Source organism: Paenibacillus sp. sgz302114, from assembly GCF_056120345.1.
Window position 1 is genome coordinate 840253 of the sequence record NZ_JBVYOI010000002.1, and the last position, 22556, is coordinate 862808.

24 protein-coding genes and 2 pseudogenes are annotated in these 22556 nt (G+C 52.9%); 6 read left to right on the plus strand and 20 right to left on the minus strand.

All coding sequences use genetic code 11. The annotated features are described in order from the left end of the window. Positions 1–191 precede the first annotated feature (191 nt). The 6 genes from deoC to AC0LWF_RS08860 form a co-directional block, all read right to left on the minus strand. Positions 192–875: a deoxyribose-phosphate aldolase gene (deoC, locus tag AC0LWF_RS08835; protein WP_474651171.1), complete on the minus strand. Its 684-nt coding sequence runs from the start codon at positions 873–875 to the stop codon at positions 192–194. Positions 876–889: 14 nt separating this feature from the next. Then, positions 890–1852: a DNA-binding transcriptional repressor DeoR gene (gene deoR / locus AC0LWF_RS08840; RefSeq protein ID WP_488656652.1), complete on the minus strand. Its 963-nt coding sequence runs from the start codon at positions 1850–1852 to the stop codon at positions 890–892. Positions 1853–1911: 59 nt separating this feature from the next. Further along, complete coding sequence (locus AC0LWF_RS08845; protein ID WP_474651172.1) at positions 1912–2868, minus strand: ABC transporter permease; 957 nt, start codon at positions 2866–2868, stop codon at positions 1912–1914. A gap of 3 nt (positions 2869–2871) precedes the next feature. Continuing rightward, positions 2872–3945 carry an ABC transporter permease gene (locus tag AC0LWF_RS08850; RefSeq protein ID WP_474651173.1) on the minus strand — a complete coding sequence of 358 codons (1074 nt, stop codon included), beginning with the start codon at positions 3943–3945 and terminating at the stop codon, positions 2872–2874. After that, complete coding sequence (locus AC0LWF_RS08855; RefSeq protein WP_474651174.1) at positions 3942–5465, minus strand: ABC transporter ATP-binding protein; 1524 nt, start codon at positions 5463–5465, stop codon at positions 3942–3944. The genes AC0LWF_RS08850 and AC0LWF_RS08855 overlap by 4 nt, the downstream gene beginning before the upstream one ends. A gap of 127 nt (positions 5466–5592) precedes the next feature. After that, complete coding sequence (locus tag AC0LWF_RS08860; RefSeq protein WP_474651175.1) at positions 5593–6726, minus strand: BMP family lipoprotein; 1134 nt, start codon at positions 6724–6726, stop codon at positions 5593–5595. Positions 6727–7133: 407 nt separating this feature from the next. Between AC0LWF_RS08860 and AC0LWF_RS08865 the strand changes: the two genes are divergently transcribed. Then, positions 7134–7415 carry an MFS transporter gene (locus tag AC0LWF_RS08865; protein ID WP_474651176.1) on the plus strand — a complete coding sequence of 94 codons (282 nt, stop codon included), beginning with the start codon at positions 7134–7136 and terminating at the stop codon, positions 7413–7415. An 88-nt stretch (positions 7416–7503) separates the two neighbouring features. Further along, a complete protein-coding gene (locus AC0LWF_RS08870; RefSeq protein WP_474651177.1) occupies positions 7504–7725 on the plus strand; it encodes a hypothetical protein in 222 nt (73 codons plus the stop codon). A gap of 93 nt (positions 7726–7818) precedes the next feature. Here the strand turns inward: AC0LWF_RS08870 and AC0LWF_RS08875 are convergent, their stop codons facing one another. From AC0LWF_RS08875 to AC0LWF_RS08900, 6 genes and pseudogenes are all read right to left on the minus strand, one after another. Then, entirely contained in the window at positions 7819–9960 is a 2142-nt protein-coding gene (locus AC0LWF_RS08875; RefSeq protein ID WP_474651178.1) for an acyltransferase family protein, read from the minus strand. A gap of 215 nt (positions 9961–10175) precedes the next feature. Next, positions 10176–11285: an N-acetylmuramoyl-L-alanine amidase family protein gene (locus tag AC0LWF_RS08880; RefSeq protein ID WP_474651179.1), complete on the minus strand. Its 1110-nt coding sequence runs from the start codon at positions 11283–11285 to the stop codon at positions 10176–10178. Between the two features lie 322 nt (positions 11286–11607). Beyond that, positions 11608–11965: pseudogene (locus AC0LWF_RS08885) on the minus strand (RtcB family protein); the annotation flags it as partial. Positions 11966–11982: 17 nt separating this feature from the next. Further along, positions 11983–12132: pseudogene (locus AC0LWF_RS08890) on the minus strand (RtcB family protein); the annotation flags it as partial. Between the two features lie 155 nt (positions 12133–12287). After that, positions 12288–12989 carry a class I SAM-dependent methyltransferase gene (locus tag AC0LWF_RS08895; RefSeq protein ID WP_474651180.1) on the minus strand — a complete coding sequence of 234 codons (702 nt, stop codon included), beginning with the start codon at positions 12987–12989 and terminating at the stop codon, positions 12288–12290. Positions 12990–13112: 123 nt separating this feature from the next. Next, complete coding sequence (locus AC0LWF_RS08900) at positions 13113–13631, minus strand: hypothetical protein (RefSeq protein ID WP_474651181.1); 519 nt, start codon at positions 13629–13631, stop codon at positions 13113–13115. Positions 13632–13750: 119 nt separating this feature from the next. On the opposite strand from AC0LWF_RS08900, the gene AC0LWF_RS08905 reads away from it, so the two are divergent. Further along, positions 13751–14101 carry a DUF805 domain-containing protein gene (locus AC0LWF_RS08905; RefSeq protein ID WP_474651182.1) on the plus strand — a complete coding sequence of 117 codons (351 nt, stop codon included), beginning with the start codon at positions 13751–13753 and terminating at the stop codon, positions 14099–14101. Between the two features lie 76 nt (positions 14102–14177). Here AC0LWF_RS08905 and AC0LWF_RS08910 read toward each other — a convergent pair whose 3' ends face one another. The 6 genes from AC0LWF_RS08910 to AC0LWF_RS08935 form a co-directional block, all read right to left on the minus strand. After that, on the minus strand, positions 14178–14699 hold the full coding sequence (locus AC0LWF_RS08910) for a hypothetical protein (protein ID WP_474651183.1): 522 nt from the start codon (positions 14697–14699) through the stop codon (positions 14178–14180). Positions 14700–14865: 166 nt separating this feature from the next. Further along, positions 14866–15681 (minus strand): phytanoyl-CoA dioxygenase family protein, encoded by an 816-nt coding sequence (locus tag AC0LWF_RS08915; RefSeq protein ID WP_474651184.1) that lies wholly within the window; start codon positions 15679–15681, stop codon positions 14866–14868. After that, positions 15678–16637 (minus strand): SMP-30/gluconolactonase/LRE family protein, encoded by a 960-nt coding sequence (locus tag AC0LWF_RS08920; RefSeq protein ID WP_474651185.1) that lies wholly within the window; start codon positions 16635–16637, stop codon positions 15678–15680. The genes AC0LWF_RS08915 and AC0LWF_RS08920 overlap by 4 nt, the downstream gene beginning before the upstream one ends. Positions 16638–16653: 16 nt before the next feature. Further along, entirely contained in the window at positions 16654–17424 is a 771-nt protein-coding gene (locus AC0LWF_RS08925; protein ID WP_474651186.1) for an SDR family NAD(P)-dependent oxidoreductase, read from the minus strand. Between the two features lie 70 nt (positions 17425–17494). Then, the gene (locus tag AC0LWF_RS08930; protein ID WP_474651187.1) at positions 17495–18643 is read right to left on the minus strand and encodes a mandelate racemase/muconate lactonizing enzyme family protein; all 1149 of its coding nucleotides are present in this window, start codon (positions 18641–18643) and stop codon (positions 17495–17497) included. Positions 18644–18765: 122 nt separating this feature from the next. Further along, positions 18766–19407, minus strand: a complete 642-nt coding sequence (locus AC0LWF_RS08935) for a GntR family transcriptional regulator (protein ID WP_474651188.1) — start codon at positions 19405–19407, stop codon at positions 18766–18768. Positions 19408–19486: 79 nt separating this feature from the next. Between AC0LWF_RS08935 and AC0LWF_RS08940 the strand changes: the two genes are divergently transcribed. From AC0LWF_RS08940 to AC0LWF_RS08950, 3 genes are all read left to right on the plus strand, one after another. After that, positions 19487–20104 (plus strand): GntR family transcriptional regulator, encoded by a 618-nt coding sequence (locus AC0LWF_RS08940; RefSeq protein ID WP_474651189.1) that lies wholly within the window; start codon positions 19487–19489, stop codon positions 20102–20104. Positions 20105–20300: 196 nt separating this feature from the next. Beyond that, positions 20301–20783, plus strand: coding sequence for a hypothetical protein (locus tag AC0LWF_RS08945; RefSeq protein ID WP_474651190.1), 483 nt, complete (start codon positions 20301–20303; stop codon positions 20781–20783). A gap of 15 nt (positions 20784–20798) precedes the next feature. Beyond that, positions 20799–21410 carry a hypothetical protein gene (locus AC0LWF_RS08950; RefSeq protein WP_474651191.1) on the plus strand — a complete coding sequence of 204 codons (612 nt, stop codon included), beginning with the start codon at positions 20799–20801 and terminating at the stop codon, positions 21408–21410. 17 nt (positions 21411–21427) lie between these two features. On the opposite strand, the gene AC0LWF_RS08955 is transcribed toward AC0LWF_RS08950, so the two are convergent. After that, complete coding sequence (locus AC0LWF_RS08955; protein ID WP_474651192.1) at positions 21428–21898, minus strand: SRPBCC family protein; 471 nt, start codon at positions 21896–21898, stop codon at positions 21428–21430. 62 nt (positions 21899–21960) lie between these two features. Next, positions 21961–22530 (minus strand): xanthine phosphoribosyltransferase, encoded by a 570-nt coding sequence (locus AC0LWF_RS08960; RefSeq protein ID WP_474651233.1) that lies wholly within the window; start codon positions 22528–22530, stop codon positions 21961–21963. Between the last annotated feature and the right edge of the window lie 26 nt (positions 22531–22556).

The window sequence follows — 22556 nt, forward strand, 5'->3', positions numbered from 1 at the left end:
CGAAAAACCAGCGAATAAGGGCTGTACGTTCCGTTAGACCGGCAGGCAGCGTTTTGGTTGAGTGTGTGGCAGCCGAGTTTAAGCAAGCTAACCTACACGTTCCGTTAGACGAGTGAACAACAGCGGCAGCCGGCCTCCAGTGGATACACAAAAAAAGAGGCGGAGCATATGCCCCGCCTCTTTATCACCTATTAGTATCCTTCGCCCTTGCCGCCGCCAACAATCGTCACGCTTGCGCTTGCGCCGATGCGCGTTGCGCCTGCTTCGATCAAGCTGCGAACCGTCTCCAGATCGCGGACGCCGCCGGAAGCTTTAACGCCCATCTCCGGTCCAACTGTCTGGCGCATAAGCGCGATGTCTTTCACTGTAGCGCCACCTGGGCCAAAGCCTGTCGATGTCTTCACGAAGTCAGCGCCTGCACGCTTGCAGATCTCGCATGCCGTTACTTTCTCTTCATCCGTCAGCAGACCAACCTCGAGGATGACTTTCATCACAGCGCGGCCTTTGCAAGCTTCCGCGACGCCACGAACATCCTTCTCTACTTCATCTAGGCGCCCGGATTTCAGCGCGCCAACGTTAAGCACCATATCAATCTCAGTCGCGCCGTTATCGATCGCATCCTTCGTCTCCGCCACTTTAACCTGCGAAGTGGAAGCGCCAAGCGGGAAGCCGACAACCGTCGTAATGCCAACACCTGAGCCCGCCAGCTGAGAAGCCGTTTCAGACACCCAATATGGATTCACGCATACGGTTGCGAATTTGTTGTCCTTCGCTTCCTTACAGAGCTTCACGATCTGCTCGAAGGAAGCTTCCGGCTTCAATAACGTATGGTCAAAATAAGCAGCTAAAGCTGCACCCTCTAATTGTTGTCCCATCCTGTAACCTCACTCTATCTGTTTAAATTGCGTTCCATTAAATATTTTGCCGTAAACTGGTCGGTTATAAGCACATTCGTATATTTCCCGCGAAGCGCGCCATAGATGCCGTCCACCTTGCGGATGCCGCCTGCGATCAGAATAGACTGCTCCTTCTGTTTCAGATCGTTCAGCGAAATGCCGATTGTACGCTGATCCAGCTCCTGCGAGACGATGACGCCGTCAATATTGAAGTAGCGCGAGCAAATATCGCCCGCTCCCTTCTCGAAGATCATCTTCAGCTCTTCCTCGTTAAAGTAATTCGCCTTGATCAGCACGGAATCTTCCGTCGGCGTTCCGACGGTTACAATCGCAATGTTCGCTTTCTTCCCCAGCTCCAAAATATTGTTGATGTGCCGGTCGGTTTCAATCGTCTTTTTCACGACGGCATGATCAAATATCGCGGGCAGCGGGATGAAGTACGGTGTCGTATGGAACGCTTTGCCGAACAGCGTAATAATCTCGCTCGCGTACGTATTCGTCTCCGAATGGCTAACGCCGCCGTTCAACTGCACAACCTTGACGTCACGGACATGCTTATCCGATAGGCCCAGCGCCACCTCGTACAGCGTCGTTCCCCACGTCGCTGCGATGATATCGCCGTCCTTGACGATATTATCAATATATTTAGCACCTGCCGCGCCGAGATACTTCTTCACGACCGCATCCTCATAATGCGGCACGTTGACGATGACAACTTTCTTCAGGCCGAATTTACGCTCGATTTGCCCGGCAAGAAGATCGTTGTTCTCCAGCGGGTCGACGATGCTAATGATGACATAGCCTTCTTCTTTGGCTTGTTGAATGAAACGGCTTACCGTCGGGCGGGATACGCCCAGCTTCTTGGCAATTTCCTGCTGACTGTAATCCAACTGATAGTACATCCGAACCGCATCAATCATTTTTCCCCGTTTATCCTCTGAACGCTCTTCGTGCACTGGCTCTCCCTCCCCTGTAATCGTTAAGCCGCAGATGCTTTAAACATCCTGCTAAGCTGCTACCGCTTGCCGGAGTCGAATACCTCTCCGGCTGCCTTCGGCGCTTGCGACGACTTCGAGAAGATGACGAGCGCTATGAGCGTGATGGCATAAGGGAATACCTTAAGCAGAATCGGCGGAAAATCAGCAAGCTGTGGAATAACCTGCGAGACGTTGGCAACCGTGCTGGCAAAACCGAAGAACAGCGTCGCAGCAAGAATGCCGAGTGGACGCCATTGTCCGAAGATGAGCGCGGCGAGTGCCAAGAAGCCAAGACCTGATACCGTACCGTTGAATTCGCCGGCAATCGTAACGAGATGAATGGCGCCGCCAAGTCCAGCGAATGCGCCGGAGATGAGCACGCCGATATAGCGCATTTTGCGAACATTGACCCCTGCCGCTTCTGCCGCCTGCGGATATTCACCGCAAGAGCGAAGGCGTAGACCGAACGCCGTCTTCCGAAGCACAAACGAGCTAAAGAGTACGACAAGAAGAATGAGCCACGTCGTCCAGTAGGTTTTCGTGAAGATTAGCGGCCCGATGACAGGAATATGGGACAGACCCCATACGTCAAACGGCGGGAAGCCGTTCGTCAGTCGAATATTACCGCTGCCCGTAATGTTGCGGGACAAGAATACAGTAAGAGCACCTGCGATCATATTGATCGCTGTACCGCTAATAACCTGGTTGGCATTGAGATGGATGCTGGCAAAAGCGTGCAGCAGAGAAAACACGAGCCCTGCCGCGGCCGCAACGAGAATCCCGATCCAGATCGATGCAACGGTATGACCCGGCCAATTCGTTTCCAGCTTGCTAATTGTAAACGCAGATGCGAAGGAGCCGATGACCATCAGCCCTTCCAAACCGATATTAACAATACCGCTTCGTTCACTGAACAACCCGCCAAGCGCGGTGATCAGCAAAGGAATGGTGAACATGATCGCATACGGGAAAATTTGCTGAATCGTCGTCCACATACGCTATACCTTCCCCTTTCCGCTTACAGTACTGCTCTCATTCGACCGGCGACGCCCGATAAACCAAGTAATGACGCGGTTCATCAGTACGCTCGTTGCCGCGAAATAGATGATGATCGCAATGATGGAATCCGCAATTTCCGGCGGAATATCTGTCATTGCATTCATGAAGCCCCGGCCGGAGTATAAGAGGCCGAAGAACAGCGCAGAGGCAAGTACGCCAACCGGCGAATTGGCTCCAAGCAACGCAACCGCGATACCATCATAGCCTTGCGTAGGCAGCACGCCGATTTGAATGTTGTTGCCGTTGCCGGCATATTGCGCCAAGCCGGCAAGACCGGCAAGGGCACCTGAGATGAGCATCGACAGAATGATGCTGCGGTTAACGCCGATGCCGGCATATTCCGCAGAGTGACGGTTGAAGCCCACTGCTTTCAACTCATATCCAAGCGTTGTTTTATTGATGATAAACGCGATGATAATGACGACGATGACCGCGAGGAACAAGCCGAGGTTCACATAGGAACCGCCGAACATGTCCGAGAGCCATGCCGCCTTCAACGTTGCTTTATCCGGAAGCGCGCGAGATTCCGTCTCGACGGATTCCGCCTTCAGGTAAGCCGGAACTGCATAGTAGATCGTCCAATAAGCAATCCAGTTCATCATGATGGTCGATACGACCTCATGCACATTAAATCTTGCCTTGAGCAAGCCCGGAATGAACGCCCATACCGCACCGCCAAGAATAGCTGCGATGATCATGAGCGGTATGAGCACAGCACCGGATGCATCAAGCTTAAGGCCGATGATCGAAGCGCAGAAGCCGCCGAACAGCATTTGGCCGGCTGCGCCGATATTGAACAGTCCCGTCCGGAAGGCAAATGCCACCGAGAGGCCTGTGAAGATAAGCGGTGTTCCTGTTGCAAGTGTGTCGCCGAACCGGCTCACGTTCTTAAGCCCGCCCTGGAATAGGAAGCGATACCCTTCCAGTGGCGAATGCCCCGTTGCCGCCATCAGAATGGCGCCCCCGATAAGGCCGAACAACACTGCACTCAGGGAAATAATGAGGTTTCTCATTGGTCTCCCCCTTCTCCTACGCCGGCCATCATGAGGCCGATCTCGTTCTCATTCGTTGCCGCCGCTTCCACGACGCCAATTAGCTCGCCGTTATTGACGACTGCAATACGATCCGATACGTTAAGCACCTCATCCAGTTCAAGCGAGATGAGCAGTACCGCTTTCCCGCGGTCACGATGGCCGATGAGCCGTTTATGTATGTACTCAATCGAACCGACATCAAGTCCCCGCGTCGGCTGAACCGCGATGAGCAGACTCGGATCAAGCTCGATCTCCCGGCCGATAATCGCCTTCTGCTGGTTACCGCCGGATAAGGAACGCGATACCGAGAGTGGACCACGCCCGGAGCGCACGTCGAAGCTCTCCAGAATGCCGCTCGCATATTTGCGGATGGCCCCTTTATTGAGAATACCTCGCTTCGAGAACGGTTCCCGCTGATACACCTGCAGAATCATATTCTCTTCCAGCGTGTAATCGAGAACGAGCCCGCGCTTCTGCCGATCTTCCGGAATATGCGCGACCCCTTTGTTAATCCGCTCGCGAATCGATTCCTTCGTAATCTCGTGACCGTTCAGTATGATCCGGCCCTTCTCGCTTTTGCGAAGACCTGTAATCGCTTCCACCAGCTCGGATTGCCCGTTGCCTTCAACGCCCGCAATACCGACAATTTCTCCAGCGCGGACTTCCAGATTGAAGTCCTTGAGACCTGGCACGTTCTTATTATTGTTAACCGTAAGCCCTTCCAGCTGCAGAATGACATCACCTGGCTGGCTCGGTTTCTTCTCGACTTTAAAATTAACGCTGCGGCCCACCATCATCTCGGCCATTTGCAGCTCGCTCGTTGTTGCCACGTCAACCGTGCCGATCGTTTTACCACGGCGGATAACGGTGCAGCGGTTTGCAGCTGCTTTAATTTCCTTCAGCTTGTGGGTAATAACAATGACCGATTTGCCCTCGGCGACGAGACTCTTCATGATCTTGATCAACTCGTCGATCTCCTGCGGGGTCAGAACAGCTGAAGGCTCATCTAGAATAAGCACTTCCGCATCACGGTACAGCATCTTCAGAATCTCGACACGCTGCTGCATGCCAACAGAAATATCCTCAATCTTCGCATGAGGATCTACGTTAAGGCCATAACGCTTGGAGAGCGCTTCAATCTTGCGAGCTGCTCCTTTAATGTTCAGGACGAGCCCTCGTTTGAGCTCATTACCGAGAATAATATTTTCGGTAACGGTAAAATTGCTGACCAGCTTAAAATGTTGATGGACCATGCCGATGCCAAGCTTATTCGCAACGTTCGGGTTTGCAATCTTCACCTGCTCGCCACGCACATTAATCGTGCCGCGGTCTGGCTGATACATGCCGAACAAAATGCTCATCAGCGTCGATTTGCCGGCGCCGTTCTCCCCAAGCAACGCATGGATTTCGCCCTTACGCAGCTGAAGCGTAATGTCGTCATTGGCGACGACCCCCGGAAACTCCTTGCGAATGTTCAACATCTCTACTACGAATTCCATACGCCTACGGCTCCTTTACCAAAATGATCGTAAGGATATATTCATCAGTGATTAACCAAAAAGAGACGGAGCGTCCCGTCTCTTCTTGGATTTATAAAAGAAGCTAGCTTAGCGTATTCGAAAATAATTACTTGATCAGGTCGCCCTTCTCAGCTTTCACTTCGACTTCGCCGCTTTTCAGCTTGCCTACGACTTCAGTAACTTTCGTTGTAACATCGTCGCCAAGGTTAGGGTTTGTTGCCGGGATGCCTACGCCGTCATTCTTAATATCGAATGTCAATGTTTGGCCGCCTGGGAAACTACCATCTTGCTCAGCTTTCACCATGTCGTAAGATGCAGCATTTACTTTCTTCATTGCGGATGTAAGGATGATCGACTTGTCATCTTTGTATACGCCGTCTTTGAATTGGTCGCCGTCTACGCCAACGATCCATACTTCTTTACCTTGGCCTGCGCGAGTTTTTGCTTCGTTGATCGCACCTACGCCAACGCCGCCTGCCGCTGCGAAGATAACTTTAACGCCGCGGTCGTACATTGCTGCTGCCAGCTGGCCGCCTGCCGCCACGTTATCGAAGCTGCCTTGGTATACAACATTCTCGGGCTTGATTGTGATCTTCGTGCCGAGGTTGTCGTTTGCGTATTTCACGCCTTGCTGGAAGCCCCAGTTGTACTTCTGAACCGGTGGAATTTCCATACCGCCGATGAAGCCCGCTTCGCCTTCTTTCAATTGAAGCGCAGTTGCTACACCAGCGATGAAGCCGGATTGGTGCTCTGCGAAGAAGATCGATACCGTGTTCGTGCCAACTTTAGCCGTTGGGTCGTCCGCAGTGTGCGGCGAACCGTCAATCAGAACGAATTTAGCGTCTTTGTATTTATCTTGTGCAGCGTAGATCGCTGTCTCGAATTTGAAGCCTGGAACGACGATCATTTTGAAGCCTGCATCGTACAGGTTGCCGATTTCTTTCAGGTAATCAGCCTCAGTTGTACCGGCCGGTTTCAAATATTTGCTCTCAACGCCAAGATCTTTCGTTGCTTGCTCCAAACCTTCCCAAGTACCTTGGTTAAAGGACTTGTCGTCGATCGTACCGGAGTCTGTAACCATACCTGCTTTGAAGGATGCTTTTGCCGGTTCATTCGTACCTGCATTTGTGCCTGCGTTTGTACCTGCATTGTTACCTACGTTGTTGTTTTTGCTGCCACAACCAACGACCAGTGTAACCGCGAGCAAACACATTGCGATTGTCGTTAATGTTCTTTTCATGATCCCACTCCTCAATTCCATATTTTGTTCACTTCTAACCCCTAGTTTGAACATTTGTAAAAAAACAAATTTAGCATTTGTTTGTCCAGTATCAAATATACGGGTAATTTAGGCATTTGTAAATAAGATTTCTCCGTCCAACGGCATCTCCCTGCCTCTTTGTGTCAACTTATCTAACACTTCATTCACATTCAATTTATACACTGTTAGCATTCCCAAAATGAATCATTTCTTCCATCATTTTTTGCGGAAGCACAGCAAGTCCCATCACGAGCTGGGAAATGATTCCTAATTTAATTTTAATGGGATTAATCATGCTTGTCTATGCCATTTCTTAACCTTTCCCGATTGGATACAGGAATGTAGACTTAACCTATCTTCCTACAAATGCGAGGTTACCAACACGAATGAAGTCCGTATCGGAATTACTGCTCGTGTACATCATCAATCAGTCGCTCCATTGGTTCATCATCGGTCTCATTCTGCCTGTATCCAGTCTGTTTATGCTTGACAAAGGGCTCAATCTGCAGGAGATCGGCCTCATCTTTGCCGTATACTCCGGCGCTGTGCTGCTGCTTGAACTGCCTACCGGCGGCTTATCGGATGCGCTTGGCCGCAAACGAGTCTACCTGATCTCGCTGCTGTTCCTGCTCGGATCGGTGGTACTCGTCATGCTTTCATACGCATAGGCAGCTGCGGATGGCATAGCGCCTGCATGAACATACACTAATTGCAGCACAGCACCAGGCTCTTATCCATGAAGGAGGAAGAGGTCCTATGTTTATGCCAAGCCAAATGCCGCTGCAGCAGAAGGCGCTTTATCTGATGGGCAGGCCCGTCGGCATCTCGCTCAGAAACGGCACCGGCGTCTCCGGCATTCTATGCCGCGTTGAAGTCGGCGAAGTGTACGTCATGCAGTACATGTATGCGACCCAGTTTGCCACCTTCCATTATCCACTGAATCAGATTAATGATATTTTGGCTTATCCGGCTTGTTGAAGCGAGCGCAACGGATTACCGCATAACAGAAGAAGTCCCCGCGCTTACGCATCCTGACGATGCGCGAGAGCGGGGACTTCTATTTAATGCCTGTTATTGTCCAATGCCTTGAACGAGCAAATTCGCGAAAAACTCAGCGCCGTGCTTCTTCAGGTGGACACCATCCTTGCCGAAGAAGTCGTCACGCCCTTTGCTTGCGGAATACCAGTCGATAAGCGTTAAGCTTGGCATGTTCTTGACCGTCTCACTAAGCAGGTCGTTCACGACGTCCTGCCACTTGCGGGGCACGCGCGTGTTAACGAGCACGACACGACGATCATCACCGATGGCCTCAAGCAGCGAATCGAGCTGCTTCGTTGTGAACGAGCCGTTCGTGCCGAGCTCGATCACGACCGTATGGCCGAGCTGCTTAGTCCGCTTCAGCTCTTCCACCACTTCGTCAGCCTCGAACATTTGACGGCCGACCTTGCCTTCCACGACGATCCCATTGATTAGCTTCTCCAAGTACGGCTTCGCGTCCAGAATAATCGAGTCGCCGATAACCGTTACCGTATCTCCCGGCGCGACCGGCGTATCCGGCTTGCTTGGCGGCGGCGTATCCGACTCCTGCGGCTTACCCGGTGGAGTCGAACTCCCGCCATTATCCTTCGAAGGCTGACCCGATCCGGCTCCGTCCTGATTTTGCCCCGATGCAGCTTGCTCCGAACTCTGCTGATCTTCATCCGTAGGCTTCGCATCAGCAGACTTGTCCGTCACATCGCCAGCACCACCCGAACCTAAGCCCGCGTCCACGCCAGCACCGCCATCAGAATTCGCTTCATCCGTAGCGCCTTGAGCGCCATTACTATCAGACTGACTCGCATCCTGCTGATCGGATGACCCTTTCGTATCCGTCGACGGGTTCGTGCCTGTTGGCACTAAGCCAGCCGCAGTACCGCCGCCTGTTGCTACAGCATGTCCCCCTGTAAGAGCTGGTCCGCCGCCTCTAACGCCCATATCAATGTTTTTGGCGGAATCGCCGATGACAATATTTCTTTGTCCCGAGCAGGATACGCTGACGACAGCGAGCAAGCAGACCGAGGCGAGCATCACTTTACGGCTCGATCTTCTACCCATTGACGACTGCTTCAGCAGCTGCACCAGCTTCCCGATCGCGCCGTGGCGGATCGGCTCCTCTACGAATCGCCAGGACAGCTCCGCAAGCGCTATAGATGCGAGAATTTGCAACGATGCGCGCACTGGATTGAATGTATCTATCTCCGCCGCCGGCGTTGAGAGCGCAATGACTGGATAATGGTACAGATAGATGCCGTACGACCTTGCACCGAACCATTGCAGCGGTTTGCATCCGATGATGCGGGCAAGCCAGCTGTCTGGATGCGCCAGCGTCGCAACTACAGCGGCCGTAGCAATCGACAGGACGACCATGCCTCCGCGATAAAGGAACGCATCGTACTCTCCCACCATCGCAATCATTGCCACAATGACGGCGAATCCAACGACGCCGATCGTATCAAGCGCTTTCACCGCGCGCTTGGATGCAATCAGGTCCGCCAGCTTCCAGCTTGGCCAAACCACAGCGAGCGCGGCGCCGATCAACAGCGCGAAAGAACGTGTATCCGTGCCATAGTAGACTCGGCTTGGATCGAGCTGCGGCACATAAATAAATGCCATCGCAAGAGCCGATGCTGCCGCACCAGCCAAGATAACGAGCGCCAGCGTGCCGCGCCGCGGTACGAACTTCACGAGAAGCGCGAGCAGCATCGGCCAAACGAGATAGAACTGCTCTTCCACCGCAAGCGACCACAGATGTCCGAACGGTGAAGGCGGGCCGAAGCTCTCGAAATACGACACTTGATGATAGATTAGCCGCCAATTGCTCATATAGAGCAGAGCTGCGCCAATCTCTCCCCGTAACGTGTACAGCCGCTGCGGATCAGTCGTCCCCAGCCATATCGAGACAAGCCCCAACATAATGATCATAGCAGGCAGCAGCCTGCGGACGCGGCGAATCCAGAAATCACCGAGCGCCAGCTTATTCCCTCTACTATGCTGCTTTAATAGAATATCTGTAATCAGATAGCCGGAGAGGACAAAAAACATGCCAACGCCCAGCAGTCCGCCTGGCACCCACGATAAGTTAAGATGATAGGCGATGACCGCAAAGACAGCGATCGCTCGCAATCCATCCAATCCGGGCATATAGCGTCCACTGTTTCCTAATGGTTTTGGCACTTGCTTCCTTCTCCTTCCGTTAATGGGCAACTCTCACTCTTGCTTCAATAACTCTCAAATATGTAACCTGCTTGAATCATTATAAAACGATTGTCTGTTTATGTCGTTACAGAACAGTTACAGATCGGTTTCAAACTAGTAACGCGCCCCTAGTAAATGTAACCAATTTGCACAAAAAAGGCTACCCGGCAAATGCCCGGCAGCCTCAAATCTAGTTATCCAAAATAATCCGCAAGCCCTCTCGCAATCGCCGCAGCCGCCTTCTTCTGATAGGAAGCGCCGCGAACGAGTGATTCATCCTTCGGATTCGACAAGAAGCCGAGCTCCACGAGCGTAGCGACCGTGTTGTTCTCACGCAGCACGTACAGGTCTCCGAACGACACACCGTTGCTGCGGAGGCCGATGCCTTGCTTTAGCTCCGCTTCTACAGCCTGCGCAAGCGGACGATCCTTCTTCTCCGAGTAGAAGAACGTCAACGTTCCGGTCGACTTCTTCACCGATGAATTATAATGAATGCTGACAAAAGCATCCGCATGTGCCGATTCGCTAATCCGCACGCGTTCCGACAGCTCCGGCTTCACGTCAGTTGTACGCGTCATAATGACATGAGCGCCTAACCTTATGAGCTCCTGCTTCAGATAGCTCGCCGTGCTGAGCGTAAGCGTCTTCTCCTGCGTATCCTGCGCCCGGCCGATCATGCCCGGATCATTGCCGCCATGCCCGGCGTCAACGACGATGAGCTTGCCTCGCAGCCCTCTGCTGGAAGACTGCGCCGACAACGGTGCGCCTTTGCCAACGTACTGCTTCGCGACCCAGCCATTCACCTTCGCCGTTGTCTTTATCTCCAGCCAACTGCCTTGGCTGCCGTTAATCGTCACCTGCTCGCCTTGCGCGAGCGAGCCAACCACTTTATAGCTCGTGCCTGGGCCGGAACGAATCCGCAGAGATTCCGTCAGGACGGTCGCTGTCGATCCCGAATTTGTACTAACAGTGCCGCTTGTCGGTGGCGACGTAGCTGCCGTCACGTTCTCAGGCTGTCCCGAGCTGTCCAGCTTGCGGAGCAAATAGCCGGCTGCCCAGCCGGTTAATTTATTTTTCTTAATCTGTACCCAGCCGTCGCTTTCTTCGTCCGTTACCGTTACGACGTCACCCGATTCCAGCTGACCGACGACCGATGCCTGAAGAGAGGGCTCGCTTCGAACGTTCAATTCTGTGGTGTTTACTTTAGCCTGGTAAGGGAACTTTGATGTGGCTGCCGCCATTGTCATACCTAGTGAGCCGACAACTAGAATCATAATAATAGCGAGACTGATGAATTTGCGCATAGAATCTCCTTCCGCTTGAGAAAAAAAAGGTTGATTCCCATTATATCAGCAGCTGGTAGAAAGCGACATCCTCTTTTTTTCCTAAAATAGGGCCAACGGGGGATAGCTTCATCTATACACCCGTCTACACTATATCGATCTCCCTAGTCGACTCGATTCGACACCTCGTCAAGTCAGGTTACGCAAGCGACTATCGGGTCATTCCTATATTCCATAGTTATCCATATATACCTGCGAATTTGCGAATTAACCATGAAAACACTAGAATTACTTCATTGTAAACATAGGTCCAATATCCTATCTCTTGCCTCAACCAGCCTATTTAATCTTTGTACGGATCAAATTCGTCCGCACCTGCCATGCATACCCGAACGGCTTCAGCACATGAAGCACGTCAATGGTTTCACGATGCGCATCCAGCACATCCTGCAGCTTGCGGTAGACGAATGGACTCTCGTCCGTACCCGCTCCGCGAAGCTAAGGCGCCGTAGGCTTCCACCGCCTGCTTCATCTGCTGCGGAGAGGTTGCGCCGCCGCTGCGCTTCCGCGTCTTCCAGTTCATTTTGCCAGCGGCTGCCGTCCGGCTCATCACCCGTCACGCTCCGTGCACAGTGCTGTAGCACATCGCGGTTCTCCGCAGTATCCTTGCCGCGTACGATGACCGAGATATCCCCCATGCTGAAGGCGTGACCTGCACATCATTCACGCGGCCGACGCCGAATGAGATCCGCTGCGCAATCGTGTCCATAATCGATGCAAGCTTAGGCTTCGCCTCGCTTGCCAGCAAGTTCGTCCGAACCGCCTTGTTCCCGCAGCCAGTATCATAGCCGACTCCGGATGGCGGAATCTGTCCATATGCATATGTCCACTTATTGCGTGCCTCTCACTCTGTCTAAGCCTAAATCTGAGAAAGCAAGTGCTTTATCGCACTTATTTAATGAATTGGCAAATTCAGCGCCAAAGTAAGCGGTTTATCGCACTTATCACGCTCGCAGCCCACCGCTACTCCGCCATCTTCCTACCGAACATGACGACGAAATTGTAATACTTGTATACGCAATCGACGTCCTGGAATCCTGCCTGTGTCAGCCAGCCGAGCTGCGACGCAAGGTCCGTCATCCGATCCAGCTTCGTCCGCTCATAAGCAGCTGCAATTTCAGCCTCTGTCAGACCGCTCGCTTCCACTTTTCCCCGCCAATCCGACTTGTAGCGTTCATCAATGAACGGCGTGTGGCCTAGCACCTGATCCGCATTAATGAATACGCCGCCTTCGCGCAGGTTCATCCAGCTGTGCTTGTACAGCTGCACCTTATCCGCGTCCGACAGATGGTGAATGGACAAGCCCGAAATAATAATATCGTACGAATCCGGAGCAACGAAGTTCGTGTAATCCGCACACATGTACTCGACGTTCGGATTACCGCTGAATCTTGCCCGCGCCACGTCCAGCATATTGTCCGCCAGATCAATGAGCGTCAGCGACGCATTCGGATACCGCTGCACGAGCAGCGACGAGAACAACCCCGTTCCTGCGCCAAGATCAAGAATCTTAGGCGCTTCATTCTGTGAATCTGCGAGCGACGCAGCCACACCGTAGAAATCGTCAAAGCAAGGAATAAGCTTCCGTCGCTGCTGGTCGTACACCGATGCTGTTTCATTAAATGTACTGCGAACATGCTGATTTGCGTTTACTTGATTTTCCATACGAGCACCTCCAATGATTGCTTCCATCATAGACCCGCGCATCGCTCTTCGTGAAATACGCGATTCCTATGAATCCCATTGGTTTGGCCTATTTAAGTACCCAGCTGTATTGACCTCAAACAACTAAACCAGCTTATCCAGCGCCTCCAGCGACTGCAGCATATGGTCGATCAGCTCTGGAAGATCCTCCATCTGATCCTCGTTGATCTTCCGGTTGAAGTGCAGCTCGATCTCGTTATGATAGATCACCGGCTTCTCGCCGTAGCCGAAGCTCAGTGTCTGCGTCGGCGGAAGCTCTGGCTGCCAGAGTGCCTCAAGCTGCTGCTCGATCGCTTTGCAAGTTTCATCCGCGTCCTGCACGGGCATATAGAAACGAAGACGCAGCGAACATCCAGGCTTCTCGCCCGATAGCTCCAGCAGCTCCGCCGCGATATCCTTCAGCGATGCTTCTAGCCGAATCTCGGCGGTAATGCCCGCTCCGTTCACTAGCGTAAATTGGATCGCGAAGATACGAGCCATCACTGCCAGCTCCATCCGGTCAATACGATGCGTAACAAGCACTTGGCCTGCGATAGTATCGAGATCATACACCTGGTTCTCAATTGCTACTTTCAAGTTGTCAAATACGGTTGGATCAAACATCGGCAAGCCAGCTCCTTTAGCCTCCAGACTTTCATACTCACTAGTTTACTACATACAATAAGGAATACCAGCCGTTTCCATCGCTTTCCGCAAGCCAGCCATAGAGGAGGATACTACTTATGGAATGGTATACGAAAGTCATTTCGAACTATGTCGGCTTTCAAGGAAGGGCCAGGCGCAAAGAATATTGGATGTTCATACTGATTAATATTATCATCTCCGTCATCCTCGGCATCCTCGAGAATCTGCTCGGACTCTCGAACCTATTATCGAAGCTGTACTCGCTCTTTATCTTCCTGCCAAGTCTAGCCGTGACCGTACGCAGGCTGCACGATACCGACAAGAGCGGCTGGTGGGTCCTCATCGGGCTTATCCCGTTCGTTGGCTTCATCGTTCTCCTGATCTTCACCTGCCTTGACAGCGATCCGGGCACGAACCGCTACGGCGAGAACCCGAAGCAATCCGCCTAACAAAAAAAAAATGCCCTCATCTATGAGATTCATAGACGAGGGCTTTCCTCTATCAGCGCGCGGCGCTGTTATCGTTTTAAGGAATAAATTGCTGCACGATCCGTACGACTTTGCCGTTCTCAAGCGTGAGATGGTAGGGGTACTGGCTCACGTCGACCTGCCCGCCGTCAGCTTCCCGAAAGAGCGATTCGAGCTTCAGCAGCGAGATGCTCTTGTTCCATTCGGTCGTCGTGCTATACAAGCTGTCATGGTCGTAGATCTGCATCTGTACAACAGCGTGCGGATCCACCTCGAACGACTTCAGAGCATCGTCATCATTGACAATGTAGTAGCCGTCTGGCGCGCTCGTCAGGCCTGAATCCGGCTCATTCTTCGCGAATGCAGCGTCGGCTTCTTTCCCTTCGTACCATTCAATCTGGTCGGCTTTAAGCGATAGCTTGCCACCTTGATTATTCAACCCGTCGATGAAGACTGTAATCGTATCCGGAGTGCGGGCGATCGGCTCATAAGCCTTGCTGCCGTAGGCCGAAGCTGTCGAGATGCATGCTGTCAATCCCAAGATCGTAAGCGTGATGCCAAGCGCATGTCGTTTCATCATCACCGTCTCCTCGTGTACGAGCCTGATGCAATCCATCGCCTCTCCAGAATGAAAAAGCGGGCTTGCCTCTACTACTATCATACCCGATTGCTTAACAGTTTTGCAGATGCTCCGGCGGCCTTCTTGCTAAAGATTCCGTAAAACTTGCAGCAGCCCCACCAGCCGATTAGATACAGCCCGGATACTGACGTCCGCGCACGAGAAGATGCGGATTAGGCACGGCAGGAACGCGTCCAGGCTCTGAATGCGCATCTGCATAATGCAACACGTAGGCACGGCGCTGACGGTCCTCCGTCACGTTATTGCCCGAACGGTGAAGCAGCGTACCCGGGAAGAAGACTGCGCTTCCTTTTGGCAAAATGCACGGTACTTCGCTCATCGTCCTCGCTGCGTGCACCTCTTGAAAATATTTGCGCTGCATGATATCCACCGGAACGTCGTGCGGGTAAATCTGCGAGTTCTGGCTGCCCGGAATGACATGCAAGCAGCCGTTGGCGATATCGACATCGTCGCAGGCGATCCATACGCCGATTACCGTGTCCGGCACTGTCTTCAAATAATGAGAATCTTGGTGATACGGCTGACCAATGCCAAGATTTCGCGGCTTGTCGATGTACATGCTCTGAATACATTTGATATCCGGCCCTAGAATGCCGTTCAGCACATCCGCGATTCGATCGTGCATGGCGAAGTAACGGAACACCGGGTCTGACAGATGCATCTCGTGGCCGATTTTGAACAAATATTCTACGTTTGGTTTCTCATCCGATACAAGTCCACGCTCCACTGCTTCCGGCTCCATGTAGAGCGCATTGCCCTTATACAACGGGACGGTGCCATCGACCATTCCTTCGGCACGAGCGATAATTTGATCACACTCTTCCGGCGTGTACAACTGATGCACAATCAGGAAGCCTTGCTCCTTGTAGTGCTTCAGCTCTTCGGCGGTTACGGTATAGGCTGCAGAGTTGCTATTGCTCATATCTCAGACTCCCCTTTGCTTGCGGCCCGGCGATACGGGTTCGTTGCCGTCCCCTTCACGCCTGGGTGATAGGTGAATATCCCGCCTGCATGGGGCTGCAGCGCCAGCGCGTATGGCGAGGTGCCAATACTTGCTGTCGTAATATACAATGTCATCAGATCGTCGCCGCCGAAGACGCATGAGCTAGCCTTGGCAACAGGCACGTAGACGGCTCCGAGCTTGCTGCCTGTTCGCGGATCCCATCTCGACACCTGCCAGCCATCCCAATGTGCGATCCAGAGCATGCCTTCGCTGTCGATGGTCATGCCATCCGGGAAACCGTCTTCCTTATGAAAATCAATAATGATTTGCGGATTGCTCAGCGCACCGTTTGCTGCATCGTAGTCGAAAGCAGTTACCGTTTGTTTCATCGAATCAATGTAATACATCTGCTTCTCATCGTGGCTCCATGCAAGACCATTCGATACGCCGACATCATCGACCAGCTTGCGGCACTGCCCGTCTGCGTCCAGCACGTATAGGGAACCGGTAACATCTACTTCGACATGCTGCATCGTTCCGGCGAAGAAACGGCCTTTCGTATCGCATTTGCCATCATTGAACCGGTTTCCCGGCAAATCTGCTTCTGGGTCGGCTAGCAAAGTGAGCGTGCCTGTACCCATATGATATCGCTCGAATCCGTCTCGCGTGGACACGATGACCACATCGGAATCGGATGCGTCGCATACGACGGCACCGACCGATTTGCCAAGAGCGAACTGTTCATTCTGCATCGTGATCGGGTCGAATCGACAAATCATTTCCCCGGCAATATCGACGTAATACAGCTTTCGCTGCTCCGCATGCCAGTAAGGACCTTCCCCGAGGATCGCCTTCGCATCCAGCAGCAAATCCGCCTCCTGAGCGAACGCTCTTACCCGGTCCCGCACCTCAGCTTGCGCAACCATCTGATCCATTGTTTCCCCCACACTCCTACAAATCTATTGTGAGACCGCCATCCGCAACGAGCGAAGCGCCTGTCATGAACGAGTTGTCCGGACTTGCTGCGAAAAGAACGACAGAAGCGATTTCCTCCGCTTGCCCGACGCGTCCAATAGGCTGCGCCTCATTCCACGTCTTCATCGTTTCCTCTCGCGGCGTATCCAAATTCTTCACACTGCTCTCCAGCATCGGCGTGTGCACCGCGCCAGGCAGCACGGCGTTAACCCGAACGTTCTGCTTGGCGAAGTCTAGCGCAATCGCTCTCGTCAGCGAAACGATGCCGCCCTTCGATGCGGCATAGGCCGAATAACCGTCCAGCGTAGCAAGCGCATGAACGGAGCTGACATTCACAATCGCGCCGCCGCCCTGCTGCACCATAGACGGAATGACTTCGCGGCAAAATAAAAATACCGATGTTAAATTATTCGTAATGACTTCATTCCATCCCTGCAAGCTCATCTCGGTTATACGAGTTTGCGGGCAAACTGCCGCATTATTGACAAGTACGTCAATGCGGCCGAAACGCGCCAGCGTCTCGTCCACCACCTGCTTCACATCTGCTTCCGAGGCAACGTCCGCCTCCACCGCAGCGGCGAGGAAACCCGCCGCTGTAATCTCCTCTGCGGCTGCTTCCGCCTTATCCGCATCACGGTCGACAACGATGACGTTTGCACCTTCCGTCGCGAACCGTCCGCAAACCGCCCGGCCAATGCCGCTGCCTCCGCCTGTGACAATGACAACTTTGTCTTTCCAGCTGCTCATACGCTTTGACCTCGCTTTTTTAGCCAATGCTTATACAGATGCTCCTATTCGGTCGTTGTTTGCCCTAGATTTATTCCACCGTCTCCCGCTTCTCCCAGCCCTGCTTGAAGAGCGGCAGCCAGTTGCCTACTTGATACGGATGCTTATCGAGCTCCTCCAGATTCAGCTCCACGCCAAGACCCGGCCCCTCCGGCGGAACGAGAAAGCCATTCTGCACTTTGAGCGGCGGCTGCAGCACGTTCTCTTCCCACGGCTCGTTGAACTCGTCGAAGATTTCATGCAGGAAGAAGTTCGGCGTCGCCATGTTCAAGTGGCTGCAGACGACGGAGCAGACTGGACCTTGCGCGCTATGCGGCGCGGTTACGCCGTTGTGCGCATGGACCATTCCGCACACCTGCTTCGAGGCGGAGATGCCGAGGAACTGCGGCTCCAGCTGAATGATATGCACCGCATCATGGCGCAGCAATTCCGCGAACTGCTCGCGTGAGTAATAGTCCTCGCCGCAAGCGACAGGCACGGGGCTGCGGCGTGCAACCTCCACCATCGACGAAGTCAGCTGCGGCGGTACCGGCGCTTCGAACCACGTCGGCTCATATTTCAGCATGGCATCCGCGAACTGCAATGCCGTATGCACGCTGAAGCGGTTATGCCCTTCGATGAGAATGTCGACATCCGCGCCGACCGCTTCGCGTACCGCAGCGATGTTCTCAATCGCTGCCGAGAAGTCCTGCCTCGTCACCGTGCGCCACGCAGCGCCGAACGGATCGAACTTCAGCGCGGTGTAGCCCTTACCTACGACGATCTTCGCTTTCTCGAAGAAGTTGTCCGGCGTATTCGGTCCGCGGTACCAGCCGTTCGCATAGGCGCGGAGCTTATCATGACAGCTGCCGCCGAGCAGCTTGTAGAGCGGCTGATTCGTCGCTTTGCCCATAATGTCCCAGCAAGCGGTTTCAATTGCCGCCAGCGCGGAGCCTTGAATTTGTCCGCCGTCGGAATAGACGTCGCGGAACAGCTTCAAGCTGATTGTCTCTACATCAAATGGATCTCGTCCAATAATAAGATGCTTCAGCTCGTGAATGGCTGCTTCCACCGTTTTTGCGAAGCCGTTCAGCGTCCCTTCGCCGAGTCCAGTGATGCCTTCATCCGTGTCAACCTGTACGAACAGCCAGTTCTTCCACGGGTTGCCGAGAATATAAGTGCGAACATCAGTAATCTTCATCGCAGAGTATTCCTCCTAATCGTTGGTAGAACCAACGTAGCATAGCGGAAATGTCACCGACAAGATGTCTAACTTGTATACATCAACAGCATGCCGTACGCCTGTTTACTTCCTGTCTGTCATCACAGCATAATAACCTTCACATATTCGATATGCTGCTCAATTAGCCGCAGCGACAGCTCCGAATCCTGCCCTGCCAGCGCATGGCGGATTTGCCAGTGCTCCTCCAGACTGCCCATCAGTCGGCTCGGATTTCGAACGAATGTCGTACGCACCACAAGCATGAATTTATCCTGAATCCGCTTCATCACTTCCGTATATTCTTCATTATCCAACCCCGCGACAATCATCTCATGGAATTGACCATCGAGCTCGACATAGCGCGTTATATCTTCCCGCTCAATCGCTATCGCCTGCAGCGACAAGTTCTCGTCCAGCCTCCGGAAGAAGGCATCATCCATCTTCCCTGTCAGCTTGCGCACTGCGAAGGTCTCCAGCGATAAGCGCAGCTCGTAGATTTCAAGTATCTTCTTCAGCGATACCTCCTGCACAATAACCCCTTGCTTTGGCGACAGCTTCACAAGGCCCATCATTTCGAGCCGGTCAAGGGCAGAACGAATCGGCGTCTTGCTCATCCCGAGCAGCTCGCTTAGGTACTTCTCAGGCAAAAACATGCCCCCAGGCCACTCGCCGCTGATGATCTTTTGCTTCATAACGTCAAAAGCGGTATCGCGCAACGTTTTCCCTTCCTCTACGCTTGCCATCTGCTCCTAACCTCTCTCCTATGCTATACTTCCTCTTAACCGCTTACACATGAAGCTGAGAGGAGGCCTTCCCTATCCCATGCCCGGCCCGTCGCTGCGCGAGCAAGCCTATCAAACCATCTATGAACGGATTATATCAAATCAATTGGCAAAAGGAACCGTCACCTCCGAGGTGCAGCTCAGCCAGCAGCTCGACATGAGCCGAACGCCGATCCGTGCAGCGCTTCAGCAGCTCGAGACGGAGGGCTTCGTCCGCATCGTCCCGAAGCATGGCGTGCTCATTCTCGATTCCTCCGCACAGCGGGTCAGCGACCTGCTGGAGCTCATCGCGGCGATGCTTCACTTCGCAGTGACGAGCGTGCAGCTGCGCGATGCGGCAGCGCTGTCTGAGCTGTCCGGCGACCTGCTTGCCGAACTCGCCTCCTTGGAAGCCAGCGACAGTTCCGCGCTCTGCCGCTTTGAATACCGCTTCCTCACGCTCACCATCGCGCTCAGCCACAACGAAGAGATGCTTGGCACGCTGGAACGAAGCGCCTCCCGCTTGTTCTGGCCCAGCAACCGCAAGCGCTGGATGGCGCCTTATCAGCATGAGATGCACGGTTGCATGCATGAATTGCTGCTCAGCCTGACCAGCTCAGTTACCGTTAACGAAGCAATTAACCGATATTTGCGTTTGCTGAAGCTGACATGGCAGTAGATCACAGCCATCTACCCAGCTTGCACCGATCATAGTAAACTATCGTTATGACCAACTTACCTATCTCACCTACCCAAAGACGCATTCGCCGCGAGTACATCATCGTCAGCTTTTTGCTGCTGATTCCCGCTGTTATCGCGTCTTTGCTTTCTATCCGCATTATGATCGGTTTACCGCACCTGGTGACATCGTCTCTGTGCAAGATATTGGCGTCCAAGGAAGCGTCAACTTCTGCTATGTGCAAGAAGGAGTCACGAGCAATTGGTTGGAACGCCTATCCGTCGAACAATCCACTCCAGTCGCCAAATTCGAGCGAACCGACGCCTCAGCGAAGCAGGAGCTGCAAGTCGATATGGACATCGGAGAAGGAATCGGACTCGTTGAGGAGGAACAGAAGCTCAATTTCTCGAAAGATAACAAGTATGTCATCGCAGGAACTGGTACGCTGGAGGAGTATCATACGGTCGGCTCAGTCGGCGCCATTCCAGACAAGCTGCAAACCGCGGAGAATGCAGGTGTAGATATCTTTTTTGTACCGAAGGATAAAGCGAATTGGATCTATGAAGGGCTCAGCAACGAGGAAGAAGCCATGCAAATTGCCAGTTCCATCCCTTCAGTAAGGATTGTCCCCGTCGCCACGCTCGAAGAAGCCCTTGATTACTTACGTCAATTGAAGTAAGGAGATCACTAGACAATGAAATTACAATTAAAATCAGAAGTTCTATCTAACGTCATGCGTATCATGCTTACCATACTGATCGTTGTCACCGTGCTTGACTTTGTCGGCTCGCTCATCTACGCCTTCAACGAAAGCCTTTATCTGGACTCGTTCAATGCTGTATTCAAATTGATTTCAACTATTAAAATCGTCCTGTACTTTACAATCTGCATCGTCTACTTAGTTTGGATCTACAAGGTACACGTCGATCTGCGGCAATTTATCGTTCAATACCCACGCTCACCCATTGGCGCACTAGTAGCGATGCTAATCCCGATCTATAGCTTTTATGGACTCCCTTCGACGCTTAACCGCATGGGGGATCAGCTTGAACAGCTTAGCGATACGCAGAAGCTTGGCAGCAGAATCGGCTCCTTAAGCACACCGCTCATTATTCTGTTACTATTCAATTTTGTCATGAACCGCCTCTTGCAGCTGGACTTGAACAAAGCGGCGCTGTTCATCGCCTCAGACATCATTGCCCTGGCACTATATATAGTCTGCTTGCTCCTAACGCGCTACATCTCGCAAAGCCTCACCCTGCTTGCCAGCAACGCACTACAACAAACAAACGTCCTCAGCCACTAAGGCGAGGACGTTTCTCATTAACCGCGCTGCTTCAGCAGCAGCGCTTGCAGCCGGTCGAAATTCTGCTCATTGCCTTCCACTGCGTAGAGCTTCACCATTTCAAATTCTTTTGCCGTATCAAACAACATCCGCCAAGTAAGCTTCGTACTGTTCGCGTCCACATCCTCGAAGATCGCCGTCATTTGAAAATGCGGCCCATTCAGATGCTTAAACACAACCCGCTCCGGCGCCTCAATCAAGGTGAATTCGCTCTTGTTCTTGTAATCCGTACCATCTGGTCCGTGCATGACAAACTCCCATTGGCCGCCTGGCTCGAACTCAAACGTATGGAACGTATTCGTGAAACCATTCGGTCCCCACCAGCTCGCAAGCTGCTCCGGATTGCGATAAGCCTCGAATACCACTTCACGCGGCGCTTGCATGATTCGCCAGTTGATAAGCTCCCTGTCGCCCTCCGTTACTGCATTTCGAACGAGTTCATTTGTCATTGTCATCATTCCTCCATATCGGCTTTATCGATCACGCACCAGCAAAAATCTTTCTCTCGCCGCTAAACAAACGTCACCACGCCACCATCAAGCGAAGCAATACGCGCCAGCGATTCCACCCGATAGCCATGCTCAATCAGCTTGCCTCTGCCCGCCTGGAACGACTTCTCAATGACAATGCCGATGCCGGCGACCTCTGCTCCGGCTTGCTCGGTAATGCGTGCCATCCCGAGTGCAGCTTCGCCATTCGCTAGAAAATCATCTATGATGAGCACACGGTCACCTTGCTCGAGAAACTTCTTCGACACCGTAACTTCGCTCTCCTCCTGCTTCGTATAGGAGTAGACCTTCTCGGTATAGAGATCCGTCTGCAGCGTAAGCGACTTCCGTTTGCGTGCGAACACCATCGGTACGCCCATCCGGTAGGCCGCCATAACAGCCGGAGCGATGCCGGAGGACTCGACAGTCATGATCTTCGTAACGCCCGCTTCACCGAACAACTCTGCAAAGGCTTGTCCCATCTCCATCATCAGCCCTGCATCGACTTGATGGTTCAAGAACGTATCCACCTTTAGAACGCCGCCCTCAAGGACGATACCCTCTTGTCTAATCTTCTCCTTCAACAGCTCCACTGGCAGCCACGCCCCTTCCTCTTCTT